Annotated in this window: 13 protein-coding genes; 10 read left to right on the top strand and 3 right to left on the bottom strand. The window is 68.2% G+C overall.

What is annotated here, in order from left to right; all coding sequences use genetic code 11:
- The first annotated feature begins 309 nt into the window (after positions 1-309).
- The 5 genes from VK92_RS28080 to VK92_RS28060 are packed head-to-tail and all read left to right on the top strand — an operon-like array spanning position 310 to position 5,404.
- Positions 310-2,682, top strand: a complete 2,373-nt coding sequence (locus tag VK92_RS28080; RefSeq protein WP_048026014.1) for an MCP four helix bundle domain-containing protein — start codon at positions 310-312, stop codon at positions 2,680-2,682.
- 10 nt (positions 2,683-2,692) lie between these two features.
- Positions 2,693-3,433: a methyl-accepting chemotaxis protein gene (locus VK92_RS28075; protein WP_375141198.1), complete on the top strand. Its 741-nt coding sequence runs from the start codon at positions 2,693-2,695 to the stop codon at positions 3,431-3,433.
- Positions 3,430-4,011, top strand: a complete 582-nt coding sequence (locus VK92_RS28070; RefSeq protein ID WP_048026015.1) for a hypothetical protein — start codon at positions 3,430-3,432, stop codon at positions 4,009-4,011. The genes VK92_RS28075 and VK92_RS28070 overlap by 4 nt, the downstream gene beginning before the upstream one ends.
- A gap of 32 nt (positions 4,012-4,043) precedes the next feature.
- Positions 4,044-5,003, top strand: coding sequence for a chemotaxis protein CheX (locus tag VK92_RS28065; protein ID WP_042976276.1), 960 nt, complete (start codon positions 4,044-4,046; stop codon positions 5,001-5,003).
- Between the two features lie 35 nt (positions 5,004-5,038).
- A complete protein-coding gene (locus VK92_RS28060; RefSeq protein ID WP_011355572.1) occupies positions 5,039-5,404 on the top strand; it encodes a response regulator in 366 nt (121 codons plus the stop codon).
- Positions 5,405-5,444: 40 nt separating this feature from the next.
- On the opposite strand, the gene VK92_RS28055 is transcribed toward VK92_RS28060, so the two are convergent.
- Positions 5,445-5,975 carry a DMT family transporter gene (locus VK92_RS28055; protein ID WP_048026016.1) on the bottom strand — a complete coding sequence of 177 codons (531 nt, stop codon included), beginning with the start codon at positions 5,973-5,975 and terminating at the stop codon, positions 5,445-5,447.
- 90 nt (positions 5,976-6,065) lie between these two features.
- Between VK92_RS28055 and VK92_RS28050 the strand changes: the two genes are divergently transcribed.
- The 4 genes from VK92_RS28050 to VK92_RS28035 all read left to right on the top strand — a co-directional run bounded on the left by VK92_RS28050 (position 6,066) and on the right by VK92_RS28035 (position 9,096).
- Positions 6,066-6,971 carry a LysR family transcriptional regulator gene (locus VK92_RS28050; protein WP_048026017.1) on the top strand — a complete coding sequence of 302 codons (906 nt, stop codon included), beginning with the start codon at positions 6,066-6,068 and terminating at the stop codon, positions 6,969-6,971.
- A 139-nt stretch (positions 6,972-7,110) separates the two neighbouring features.
- A complete protein-coding gene (locus VK92_RS28045) occupies positions 7,111-7,698 on the top strand; it encodes a hypothetical protein (protein ID WP_048026018.1) in 588 nt (195 codons plus the stop codon).
- A 97-nt stretch (positions 7,699-7,795) separates the two neighbouring features.
- Positions 7,796-8,152 carry a DUF3592 domain-containing protein gene (locus VK92_RS28040; protein ID WP_048026055.1) on the top strand — a complete coding sequence of 119 codons (357 nt, stop codon included), beginning with the start codon at positions 7,796-7,798 and terminating at the stop codon, positions 8,150-8,152.
- A gap of 149 nt (positions 8,153-8,301) precedes the next feature.
- On the top strand, positions 8,302-9,096 hold the full coding sequence (locus tag VK92_RS28035) for an enoyl-CoA hydratase (RefSeq protein WP_048026019.1): 795 nt from the start codon (positions 8,302-8,304) through the stop codon (positions 9,094-9,096).
- A 151-nt stretch (positions 9,097-9,247) separates the two neighbouring features.
- Here VK92_RS28035 and alr read toward each other — a convergent pair whose 3' ends face one another.
- Complete coding sequence (gene alr / locus VK92_RS28030) at positions 9,248-10,369, bottom strand: alanine racemase (RefSeq protein ID WP_048026020.1); 1,122 nt, start codon at positions 10,367-10,369, stop codon at positions 9,248-9,250.
- 301 nt (positions 10,370-10,670) lie between these two features.
- Here alr and VK92_RS28025 point away from each other — a divergent pair, with 301 nt between their 5' ends.
- The gene (locus tag VK92_RS28025) at positions 10,671-11,042 is read left to right on the top strand and encodes an MAPEG family protein (protein ID WP_021161362.1); all 372 of its coding nucleotides are present in this window, start codon (positions 10,671-10,673) and stop codon (positions 11,040-11,042) included.
- A gap of 47 nt (positions 11,043-11,089) precedes the next feature.
- On the opposite strand, the gene VK92_RS28020 is transcribed toward VK92_RS28025, so the two are convergent.
- Positions 11,090-12,049, bottom strand: a complete 960-nt coding sequence (locus tag VK92_RS28020) for a LysR family transcriptional regulator (RefSeq protein ID WP_042976269.1) — start codon at positions 12,047-12,049, stop codon at positions 11,090-11,092.
- Positions 12,050-12,052: the final 3 nt, after the last annotated feature.

The raw sequence follows: 12,052 nt of genomic DNA, 5'->3' as shown, positions 1-12,052 counted from the left end.
ATTCGCAAACGTTTTACGAAATCCATTTGGCGGTCAATTCGCGGATCGAATAAATAAAAACAAAATATCCGAATCCCGGATTTACGATCGCGCAGGCGCGCCGGCAGAAGCCTTGAGGCGCAAGGTTAACGGCAGATCCCGGCAATACTTTAGGGTTCTTTCGCCACAATTATTCATTGCATTTTTATCAATGAACGATTGATTTCCGGTCATCGGAGCGTCATACACCATCCCCGATAATTCGGCGCTCACATTCTTTCAATAGACCAAACGGCGGTCGAAGCCGGATCGCCGCGGGGAGCTGGACTCATGACCATCCGTCATCGCATTACGCTGCTAGTCGTCCTGACGTTCTTCGCGCTGTCCGCGATCGGCATCTATGCCGTGTACCAGACGCGCAAGAGCGCGTCGGAGGTGCGTCAGGTCACCCAGGGCATCGTGCCGAGCGCGCTCGCGTCGGCCGATCTCGTCGCCGATGTGAAGAACATCCAGATCGCGACGATGACGCTCGTCTACGCGCCCGACGCGAATACCGCCGCCCAGGCGCGCGACGAGCTGAAGACGAAGCAGGCCGCGCTGCGCGCCGCACTCGACGTGCAGGCGAAGTCGGCGGTCGGCCAGGCGCAGGTCGGGCTCGTGTCGCAGGCGAAGGACAGCGCGGCGAACTATTTCGCGGCGATCGACGACACCGTGAAGATGAAGGCCGACGGCAAGTCGGAGATGGCACAGGCGTACCTGTTCGCGAACGTCGCGCAGTATCGCGACGAACTCGAAAGCATCGTCGACACGCTGCGCGTCGAGAAGAACCGTCAGAAGGACGTCGCGATCAGCGCGCTGAACGGGATGCTCTCGACGACGGCGACCGCGATCGCGGGCGTCGCCGGCACGGTGATCGTGCTGCTGACCGCGCTCGGCTTGCTGCTGTATCGCCAGATCACGCGCCCGCTGATCGGGATGCAGACGGCGATGAGCGAGATCGCGGCGAGCCAGGATTTCACGCGCCGCGTGCCGGTGGGCCGGATGGACGAAATCGGCCATTCGATCGTCGCGTTCAACGGGATGATCGAGAAGATCCAGGAGAACGCCGCGCAGCTCAAGCAGAAGACGGCGGACATCCAGGCGATGCTGCAGAACATGCAGCAGGGGATCCTGACCGTCGTCGAAGGCGGCGTCGTGCATGCCGAGTATTCGGCGTACCTGGAGACCATCTTCGAGACGAGCGACATCGCCGGCCGCGACCTGATGGCGCTCGTGTTCGACGATTCGGCGATCGGCGCCGACGCGCGTTCGCAGGTCGACGCGGCCGTGCATGCGTGCCTCGGCGAAGACAGCATGAACTTCGAGTTCAACGAGCACCTGCTGGTGAATGAAGTCGCGAAGCGGATGCCGGACGGCCGCGAGAAGTGGCTCGACCTGAGCTGGTCGGCGATCACCGACGAGACCGACACGGTGGTGCGCCTGATGCTGTGCGTGCGCGACGTGACCGAGATCCGCGAGCTGACCGCGCAGGCCGGCGAGCAGCAGCGCCGCCTCGAGATGATCGGCGAGATCCTGTCGATCAGCCAGGACAAGTTCCACGACTTCGTGCACAGCGCGAAGGGTTTCCTCAGCGAGAACGAGCGGATGATCCGCCAGCACGAGCGCGCCGATCACTCGATCGTCGCGGCGCTGTTCCGCAACATGCACACGATCAAGGGCAATGCACGCACGTACAGCCTCCAGCACCTGACGAACATCGTCCACGAAGCGGAGCAGGCGTACGACTCGCTGCGCCGCGCGGACGGCGGCCCCGAGTGGAACCGCGACGCGCTGATGGACGACCTGGCGCGCGTGCGCGAGGCTGTCGAGCACTACGCGACGATCAACGCGGTCACGTTGGGCCGCAGCGGTGACGCGGTGCAGGGCGACGCCGACTTCCTGATGGTCGAGCGCGCGCACATCAGCGAGAGCCTGCGCGTGCTCGACGGCGCCGATCCGGCGAACGCGGCCGACTGGCACGCGGCACGCGATGCCGTACGCCGCATGCTGAGCCAGCTCGGCACGCAGGGGATCGGCGATGCGCTCGGCGGCGTGATCGAGTCGCTGCCGTCGCTCGCGGCCGAACTCGGCAAGCCGGCGCCCGTCGTGCATATCGACAGCCACGGCCAGCGCGTGCGCAGCGAAATCGTCGCGACGCTGAAGAACGTGTTCATGCACCTGCTGCGCAACGCGATCGACCACGGGATCGAATCGTCCGACGAACGCCGCGCGGCGGGCAAGGCGGCATCCGGCACGATCGACATCGCGGTCGGCGTGGGCGGCGGCGAGCTGTGGTTCGTGCTGAGCGACGACGGCCGCGGCCTCGCGCTCGACCGGATTCGCGGCATCGCGCGCGAGCGCGGCTGGATCGATGCCGACCACGACGCGGCGCTGTCCGACGACGCGGTGGCCGAGCTGATCTTCCGCCCGGGTTTCTCGACCGCGAGTGCCGTGACCGAAGTGTCGGGGCGCGGCGTCGGCATGGACGCGGTGCGCAACTTCCTGAAGCGCGACGGTGGCGATATCGCGCTGCGCTTCACCGACGATCGTGTCGGCGCGCCGTATCGTGCGTTCGAAACGATCGTGTCGTTGCCGGCCCGCTTCGCGGCGGACGGTGCCGCTCACGAGCGCGCGCGCAGCGCGGACGTCGGCACGGTGGAGTGACGACGTGATCGTGCAGGCGTGGATGATCCAGATGGCCGCCGCGCTGGCGGGCGGCGCAGTCGTCGCAGTCGTGGCGGCGATCGGTTTTCGCGTGATGCGCAAGCGGCTCGTTGCGGTGCTGGAGCGCGATGCGCGCACGTTGCGCGATGCGCTCGACGCGGCCGGCGAGCGTGCCGAACAGGCGGCGGCCGCGCACGCGGAGGCGGCCGACGCATGGGCGCACCGCGAGGCGCAGCTCGAGGAGGCGCTGGCACGCGAGACTTCCGCGGCCGGCACGCAGCGTGACGCGCTGCAGGCCATGTCGGCCGATCGCGCCGCGCTGGCGCAGCACGCGCAGAAGATCGCCGACGAAGCCGCGCGCCTGCGCGGGCTCGCCGGCACCTTCGAGCGCTGGCACGAGCAGATGATCTCGCTGACCACGCAGAATCAGGACATGCGCACGAAGAACCAGGAACTGTCGGCGATCGTCGCGCACGTGTCGATCGTGTCGCTGAACGCGTCGATCGAGGCGGCGCGCGCCGGCACGGCCGGGCGCGGCTTCTCGATCGTCGCGAGCGAGGTGCGCGGGCTGGCCGCGCGCTCGCAGCAGCTGTCGAACAGCTATCGCGACAGCCTGAACCGCAACGATCTCGTGACGGCCGCGACGTTCCAGGACATCCAGGCCGGCGGCAAGATGATCACGGCCGCGCTCGCAACCGTCGAGGCGCTGGCCGGGCAACTGCATGCGCGGATCGACGGAGGCGCGGCGTGATCAGCGCGCAGGCGAAAGCCGGTTTCGAGCGGATCTTCTTCGATGCGGCGCGCACGCGGCTCGCATCCGGCGGTGCGTGCGACATCCGGCCGTCCACCGGCGCGGCGCACGACGCGCACGATCACGCACACGCGAAGTCGCGCGCGAAGCCGACGGTGCCCGAGCACGTCGCGGCGCTGACGATCTCGGCGCTGCATTTCCGCCTGCTGCTCGCGCTGCGCTTCAGCGACGACGACGCGACGCGCCGCTATTTCGCTGGCGCGACTGCGGGCACCGGCAGCCAGCGGCCGCTGCCCGAAGCGTTCATGGAAGTCGCGAACCTGTGCTGCGGCGCGATCAACCAGGCGCTGACCGTCCCGTTTCCCGACCTGGGGATGTCGACGCCTTATCTGCTGAGCGGATCGAGCATCGATTACCTGGGCGCGCTGTCGCCCGATCACGTGGCCGCTTACGACCTGACGCTCGACGGCGACGTGCGGGTCGGCGCGACGCTGTGCGTATGCGCGAACGCGCCGGTCGATTTCCATGTGCCGGAAACGGCCGTGATGGAAACCGGCGGCGAGCTCGAACTGTTCTGACCGACCCTGACCGACCATTAGGAAACCTTGAGATGACCGTAGACCAACCCGTCAGCAAGGTGCTCGTGCTGGACGACAGTCGCGCGCACGCCGACGCGATCAAGCGTTTTTGCGACGAGCACAACCTGGTCGGCCTGACCGTGCGGCGCAACCGGCTGCTGAAGGTGCTGCGTTCGAACATCGACCTCGGCGCGATCCTGCTGGCCGAGGATTACGGCGGCTCGCCGGCCGAGAGCGCGATCATCGCGACGCAGATCGATGCGCTGCGCCCCGAGCTGCCGATCATCCTGCGCCGCGACTCGCATGCGTCGCGCGACGGGTTGCCGGAGGCGCTCGCGCGTGTTGCGTGCGCGGCCTACGTCGCGGACGACATGACGCCGCTCAAACGCGCGATCGACGAATACCTGTTCGGCCGCGATTACCCGAACGCGCTCGTGCGCGGCATCTCCGAGATCACCGAGGCGCGCATCGACAGCCTGTTCCCGGGCATGACGATCGAGCACGAAACGCCGTGCATCGTGCGCGACCAGATCATCTTCGGCGAAGTGTTCAGCCTCATCGCGCTCGAAAGTGCGTGGTGCCGCGGCTACATGCTGCTGCAGACGAGCGAGCAGCCGCTGCTCGACATGCTCGGCGGCACGCGCGACGCCGGCCGCGCGCCGGATTTCCGCGACGTGAACAGCGTGCTCGGCGAACTCACCAATCTCGTGTGGGGCGCGTTCAAGAACCGCTATCTCGGCGACGCCGAGGCGCTGGCGCGCCATCCGGTGCAGGTGCCGCTCGTCGTCAATCACAAGCAGAAGTTCATCTCGTTCGGCGGCGACTGCCCGCAGCTCTGCTTCAAGTACCGGATGACCGACCCGGCATCGGGGCGCGCCGTCTGCATCGACCAGCGCTTCGTGTTCAGCCTGAGCTGGTCGCCGGAGGATTTCCGCGAATCGGTGCAGGACGTGGGGCCGATGGTCGAATCGGGTGAACTCGAACTGTTTTGAATGTTGAAGTCGCAACAAGGAAAGGGGAATACAGCATGGCAAAGATTCTGGTGGTCGACGATTCGGGCACGGTGCGCGACGAGGTCGCGGGTTTCCTGCGCAATCACGGGCTCGACGTCGCGACGGCCGTCGACGGCAAGGACGGGCTCGCGAAGCTCAAGGCGACGCCCGGCGTGCGCCTCGTGATCAGCGACGTGAACATGCCGAACATGGACGGCCTGACGATGGTCGAGAAGATCCGCGGCGAACTGGCGAATTCGACGGTCAACGTCGTGATGCTGACGACCGAAAGCAGCCCGGCGATGAAGGAGCGCGGCAAGGCCGCCGGCGTGAAGGGCTGGATCGTGAAGCCGTTCAAGGGCGACGCGGTGCTCGACGCGCTGAAGAAACTCGCGGGCTGACGCACCGGGCGCCGGGGCGCGCCCGCGACCGGTCGCGCATTCAGCGCTGCGGTTCGGGTTGCGCGGTCGCTGCTTCGCCGGTTGCGGCAGGCACGCGTGGCGCGGGCGTCTGCCATTGCACGACGATCATCCCCGCGAAGATCAGCGCGACGCCCGCGACGCGGCCGGGTGTCGCGAGCCGTTGCGCGAGCCCCATCAGCCCGTAGTGGTCGATCAGCAGCGACGCGAGCGTCTGCCCGGCGACGACGCACACGATGAAGGTCGTCGCGCCGAGCCGCGGCGTCAGGATCAGCGCGAGCGTGATGTAGATCACGCCCGCGAGGCCGCCGAGCCACATCCACAGCGGGCGCTGCAGCGCGTCGCCGACGAGCGGCGCGTTCGCGCGGGTGGCCAGCAGCACGGGCAGCACCGCGAGCAGGCTGACCGTCAGCGACGCGACGCTCGCCCACAGCGGGTGGCCGAGCGCGCGCCCGAGCGCGGCGTTGCTGCCGCCTTGCAGCGGCACGAGCGCGCCGGCGGCGAAAGCCGCGGCGGCGAGCGGAAGGGTGGCGAAGGAAAGGGACGTCGTCATCGTGGTCGGTCGCGAAAGGATATTGAAATGAGTGTCGTCCATTAAGATGGCGAATGGAAATTCGTTCTTCGGATGCTTCATATTCCTTTCATGAATAACCTGGCCCGCATCGACCTGAACCTGCTCGTGACGCTGCATGCGCTGCTGAGCGAAAGGCACATCTCGCGCACCGCCGTCCGGCTGCACCGCAGCCAGCCGGCCGTGAGCCACGCGCTCGCGCGGCTGCGCGAGATCTTCGGCGATCCGCTGCTCGTGCGGCGCGCGGGCCGGCTCGAGCTGACCGCGCGCGCGAACGAACTCGTCGAGCCGCTGAACGACGTGCTCGCCCGGCTCGGTGCGCTGATCGAGCCGCCGGCGTTCGACCCGTCCGCGGCCACGCGCGTCTTTCGCATCGCGATGTCCGACTACGGCGCGCGGATCGTGCTGCCGGCGCTCGTGAAGACGCTGCGTGCCGATGCGCCGGGCATCGAGCTGATCGTGTCGCAGGCCACGCGCGAGGCGATGCGGATGCAGTTGATGGACGGCGAGATCGACCTCGCGCTCGGCGTGCTGCCCGCGTTGCAGCACGACCTGCATGCGCAGCCGCTGTTCGTCGAATCGTTCGCGTGCGTGGCCGACGCGGGCCGCCTGCCGCGCCGCGGCGAACTCGCGCTCGACGCGTGGCTCGCGCGGCCGCATGCGCTGGTCGCGATGCGCGACGGGATGGACAACGAAGTCGATCGCGCGCTCTCGCGGCTGCGCCGCGAGCGGCACATCGCGGTGATCCTGCCGTTCTGGGGCGTCGCGAACGACCTGATCGCCGGCACCGACCTCGTGCTGACCGTCGCGCGACGCAATCTCGACCGCGTGCGCGACGATGCGCGCCTGCGCGTGTTCGAACCGCCGTTCCCGATCGATTCGTTCGAGTTCGCGCAGCACTGGCACGCGCGCCGGCACGGCGACGCCGCACATATCTGGCTGCGGCAGACGATCGCGCGCGTCGCGAGCGGCGGGTAGTCGCGCGGTGCGGCGGGCCGCGTGCGCAATTTACAGCGTGCCGCGATGTCCGTATCCTGCGGGTGCCGAGGGCGGCGTGCCTGCGCGACATGCGCGGCACGCCCGGCATCCACAACAATCAGGAACGGGACACTTTCCCATGAAACACAAAATCGCTCGGGCCGCGCTCGTGCGCGGCACATGCGTGACGCTGGCGGCTGCGCTGGCAGGCGGGTGCGCCGGTACCGCGCAGCAGAATGCACAACAGGCCGCCGCCGTCGGCAGCGGTTCGTCGTATACGTGCTACCCCACGCAGGCCGATGGACAGGTGACGGCCGGCAAGGGCGCGAACGGGTGTTATTTCGTGCTGCACGATCCCGCGACGAAACAGCCACTGCCGAACACGCATTATGCGTTTGCGCTGTACACGAGCGCGGCCCAGGACAACCAGGAACTCGAAGTCGAAGGCACCACCGACGCGCAGGGGCGCACGGCCTACGTGCGTTCCGCCGCGCCGATCGACGCGGCGCGCATGGTGCTCGTCCGCACGATCGGCGACGGCCCGATGGGGCGCATCCCGGTGCTGGTCCGGCCGACGGACGGCAAGCGCGTTCCGTTCGCGAAGTACAAGGTCATCGGCTGCAACGGGCCGTACGAAGGCACGACCGACGAAACGGGGCGCGGCGTGATGTACCGCTGCAAGACGCAGTCGAAGATCGACGTGTCGTTCTACTCGTCGCGCCCGTAAGGTGAGCGGCCGGTTGTCCGGATCCGGCGCCGGCGCCGCGCCGCAGACGGAGACGCTGATCGCGAAGGGCGTCGTGTTTACCGTCGTGGGCACGTGCATGCTGATCGCCGTCGCGCTGTACGCGCAGTCGACGCGTGAATTCCTGCGGACCTCGGTCGTCGTGCCGGGGCGCGTCATCAGGCTGAACGCGGGTCCGCATCATCCGGAGATCGCGTTCACGACGCTCGCGGGCGAGAAGGTCGAATACGCGCAGGGCGGCGGTGTCAGCGTGCAGGACGGTGAGGCGGTCGAGGTGCGCTACGCGCCCGACGCGCCCAGGATGACCGCGCAGATGAATACGTTCGGTGCGATCTGGGGAGCCGTACTGGCCCTCGGCGGGATGGGCATGGTCTTTTTCGTCGGCGGCGTCGTTCAATTGCGATTGGGCGTGCGCGCGTGGCGCAAGCGCGCGTGAGGGCCTGAGCGTTTGAGCCCGCTGCGCCACGACTGGACGCCGCACGGAATGTGGAGGACGATTTCAACACCGTGCCGTGAACGTGCGTGCATCGCCGCCGCGCGTTCACGTCGTGTCGAACCCTGCCGAACCCCGTCGAGCGAATCATCATGGAATCCGATCAAGAGACTGCCGGGCCGATCCTGTTGCGCGACGCGCACGACGGCGTCGTCACGCTGCGACTGAATCGCCCGCAGCAATTCAACGCGTTATCCGAGGCGATGCTCGCGAGCCTGCACGATGCGTTCGATACGCTGGCGGCCGATCCGCACGTGCGCTGCGTCGTGCTGGCCGCCGAAGGCCGGGCGTTCTGCGCGGGCCACGACCTGCGGCAGATGCGCGGCACGCCCGAGCTCGATTACTACCGCACGCTGTTCGCGCTATGCAGCCGCGTGATGCTCGCGATGCGCGCGTTGCCGGTGCCGGTGATCGCACGCGTGCACGGCATCGCGACGGCGGCCGGTTGCCAGCTCGTCGCCGCGTGCGATCTGGCCATCGCGGCCGATACCGCGCGCTTCGCGGTATCGGGCATCAACGTCGGGCTGTTCTGTTCGACGCCGGCCGTTGCGTTGAGCCGCAACGTCACGGCGAAGCGCGCGTTCGACATGCTCGTGACCGGGCGTTTCGTCGATGCGGCGACGGCCGCCGCGTGGGGGCTCGTCAACGAGGCCGTGCCCGAGGACGCGCTCGACGCGGCCGTCGCACGCAAGGTCGCCGAGATCGTCGCGAAGAGCCCGGCCGCGGTGCGCTACGGCAAGCAGATGTTCTATCGCCAGCGCGAGTTGCCGCTCGACGAAGCCTATGCGTATGCGGGCGACGTGATGGCGCGCAACATGATGGAAGAGGATGCGGGCGAGGGGATCGACGCGTTCCTCGAGAAGCGCAAGCCGACGTGGCGTTCGTAGTGCGACGTCGAAGGCCGGCGAACGGCGCGGAAGGGCCGTAACCCGGGCCTGTCCCGTCCACCGGAAAACGAACGGGCTGCCCGAGGCAGCCCGCAACCGAAGCGGCACTTGCGGCGTAGCGCGCGGCCGCGCGCCGCCGCAGCGACCCGTGTCAGCGCCCGTAGCTTCCGGTCCGCAGCGCCGGCTGTTCGCTCGACGCACCGGGCGGCACGATCACGACCGGCACGCGGCGCGCGAGCGCGCACATCAGCTCGTAGCCGATCGTGCCGCTGGCTTCCGCCACGTCGTCCACCTTCACCTGGTCGCCCCACAGCTCGACGCTCGACCCGATGCCCGCGTCCGGGCACGGCGTCAGGTCGACGGTCAGCATGTCCATCGACACGCGGCCGACGACGCGCGTCATCACGCCGTCCACCGCGATCGGCGTGCCGGTCGGCGCATGGCGCGGATAGCCGTCCGCATAACCGCATGCGACGACGCCGATCCGCATCGGCCGGTCGGCCGTGAAGCGGCGGCCGTAGCCGACGGTTTCTTCCGGCGCGAGCGTCTGCACGCCGATGATCTTGCTCGTCAGCGTCATCGCGGGCATCAGCGGCGTGTCGGCGATATCCCGCGACACACCCGTCGGCGATGCACCGTACAGGATCGTGCCGGGCCGCACCCAGTCGCGGTGCGCGTGCGGATGCCACAGCACGGCCGCCGAGTTCGACGTCGAGCGCTCGCCGGGAATCCCCGCCGTGGCCGCATCGAACTGTTCGAGCTGCCAGTCGGCCTGGCCTTCGTCGGCGTTCGCGAAATGCATCATCAGCGTGATCTTGCCGATCGACGGCGCGCCGGCCGCGCGCTCCCACGCCGCGCGGAAAACGTCGGGCCGGTAGCCGAGGCGGTTCATCCCGGAGTTCATCTTGAGCTGGATGTCGATCGGCTGCCGCGGCTTTGCCGCGATCAGCAGGTCGAGCTGTTCGTCGCAGTGCACGGACACCGTCAGCCGATGACGGTCGGCCAGCTCGACGTCGGCCGGCTCGAAGATCCCCTCGAGCAGCAGCACGGGCTTGTCCCAGCCGAGCTCGCGCACGCGCACGGCTTCGTCGAGGTCGAGCAGCGCGATGCCGTCGGCGGCGGCGAGGCCCGGATAGATCCGCTCGATGCCGTGGCCGTATGCGTCGGCCTTGACGACGGCCCACACGCGCGATTGCGCGGCGGTGCGGCGGATGAAGTCGAGGTTGTGGCGGATGGCGTCGGGGCGGATATGGGCGACGATGGGACGGGGCATGGCGATGTCTCGGATCGGATGTCGTTGGGCGCGCGCGGCGGCGTGGGTTCGGCAGTCCGGCGCGAAAACACGCCGGGCCAGTGTTGAACGCTATCTTATTGGTGTTCGACCAGTTTTAATTAACGTATTTGTCGACGATTTGGTTGAAATTTTTGTGTTCGTCCCGGCTGGGCGCTTCTGTCGACAGGCCGCGCAGCCGAGTCTCCCGTCTAGAAAACCGGTGCGCGAACGGCATGACGCAATGCTAAGCTCTCGGCGATCTTGTCATTGATCAATGTAACGATAAAGGAGGAGACTTTTGATGACGACGTCCCAGCTGTGCCTGTTCATCGTCGCGCTGTTGCCGTTCACGATGACGTTTCTCGCGAAGGCCCGCAAGGGTTACGACAACCGCGCGCCGCGCGACTACCTGGCGAAGCTCGAAGGCTGGCGCGCGCGGGCGCAGGCCGCGCACCAGAACGCATGGGAGGCGCTCGCGCTGTTCACGGCCGCGCTGGTGGTGGCATGGCACAACGGCGCGAACGTGCATCGCGTCGACCAGCTCGCGATGGCGTTCGTCGCGATCCGGATCGTCTACACGCTGATGTACCTGCTGAACTGGGCATCGCTGCGTTCGCTCGTGTGGTTCGGCGGGATGGCGTGCGTGGTCGCGTTGTTCTTCGCTGCGCCGTAGGCGCCGGCAGGCAAGGCGAGGCGAGGCCGGCTTCGTGTGCCGGCCCGTCAGGCGCCGCCCGCGCCGCGCGCGTGACTGTCGTTGGATGCGGGCGCAACGATCTTCGCGAGCGTGGCGGGTGGCGCGGCTTCGGTTTCGGCTTCGCGACGCAGGAACGCGATCAACGGATCGAGCAGCCGGTGCCGCGCGGACGGGTTGCGACGCAGCACGAAGCGCCATGACGCATCGCGTGCGAGGCCCGGCACCAGCGGCACCAGGCGCCCGCTGCGCAGTTCGGGCTCGATCAGCGGCACGCGGCCGAGCGCGATGCCCGCGCCGCCGACCGCCGCGCCGATCACCTGGCTGAAACTGCTGTAACGGACGATCTTCGTCTCGAAGTCGTCCGGCAAGCCGAATTCCGATGCCCAGTTGTGCCAGTCGATCTCGGGGCTGTTCTCGTGCATCTCCTGCAGCAGCCGCGAGCGGCACACGTGCCCCGATGCGTACGGAAACAGCTCGGGGCTGCACACCGGGAACACCGTCTCCCGGATCAGCACGTCGTCGTCGTCCCGCAGCCGGTGCGCGGGCACGTGCACGATCGCCAGATCGACGCCGCTGCGCGCGAAATCCGGTTCGTCGTCGAGCACGACGGCGTGCAGCGGCGTGTCGGGATGAAGCGACGAGAATTCCGCGAGGCGGCGTGCGAGCCACATTGCCGAAAACGGCGCGTTGGCGGAGACGGTGAGCCGTTGCGCGGTGCCGCGAATCTCGGCGCAGGCATCGGTGAGGCGCGACAGCGCGTCGCTGACGGCCGGCAGCAGGCGCTCGCCGGCCGGCGTGAGGCCGATGCCGCCGAGCCCCGTGCTGCGTTCGAGCAGCCGCGCGCCGAGCGATTCCTCGAGCGCGCGAATCTGGTGGCTGACCGCGCTCGTCGACACGTTCAGCTCGACCGCCGCGCGCGCGAACCCGCCGAGGCGGACGGCCGCCTCGAAAGCCCGCAACGCGCTGAGGGGAGGGAGGTGCGACATGCC

This window comes from Burkholderia sp. LK4 (assembly GCF_001043615.1).
Taxonomy (GTDB): domain Bacteria; phylum Pseudomonadota; class Gammaproteobacteria; order Burkholderiales; family Burkholderiaceae; genus Burkholderia; species Burkholderia cepacia.
The sequence above is the reverse complement of the archived record's forward strand: the minus strand, read 5'-3'. Positions and strand labels throughout refer to the sequence as shown.

Coding starts and splice junctions, on each gene's coding strand:
- VK92_RS28080 (WP_048026014.1), top strand. CDS start 310: ATGACCATCCGTCATCGCATTACGCTGCTAGTCGTCCTGACGTTCTTC.
- VK92_RS28065 (WP_042976276.1), top strand. CDS start 4,044: ATGACCGTAGACCAACCCGTCAGCAAGGTGCTCGTGCTGGACGACAGT.
- VK92_RS28060 (WP_011355572.1), top strand. CDS start 5,039: ATGGCAAAGATTCTGGTGGTCGACGATTCGGGCACGGTGCGCGACGAG.
- VK92_RS28055 (WP_048026016.1), bottom strand. CDS start 5,975: ATGACGACGTCCCTTTCCTTCGCCACCCTTCCGCTCGCCGCCGCGGCT.
- VK92_RS28050 (WP_048026017.1), top strand. CDS start 6,066: ATGAATAACCTGGCCCGCATCGACCTGAACCTGCTCGTGACGCTGCAT.
- VK92_RS28045 (WP_048026018.1), top strand. CDS start 7,111: ATGAAACACAAAATCGCTCGGGCCGCGCTCGTGCGCGGCACATGCGTG.
- VK92_RS28040 (WP_048026055.1), top strand. CDS start 7,796: ATGCTGATCGCCGTCGCGCTGTACGCGCAGTCGACGCGTGAATTCCTG.
- VK92_RS28035 (WP_048026019.1), top strand. CDS start 8,302: ATGGAATCCGATCAAGAGACTGCCGGGCCGATCCTGTTGCGCGACGCG.
- alr (WP_048026020.1), bottom strand. CDS start 10,369: ATGCCCCGTCCCATCGTCGCCCATATCCGCCCCGACGCCATCCGCCAC.
- VK92_RS28025 (WP_021161362.1), top strand. CDS start 10,671: ATGACGACGTCCCAGCTGTGCCTGTTCATCGTCGCGCTGTTGCCGTTC.
- VK92_RS28020 (WP_042976269.1), bottom strand. CDS start 12,049: ATGTCGCACCTCCCTCCCCTCAGCGCGTTGCGGGCTTTCGAGGCGGCC.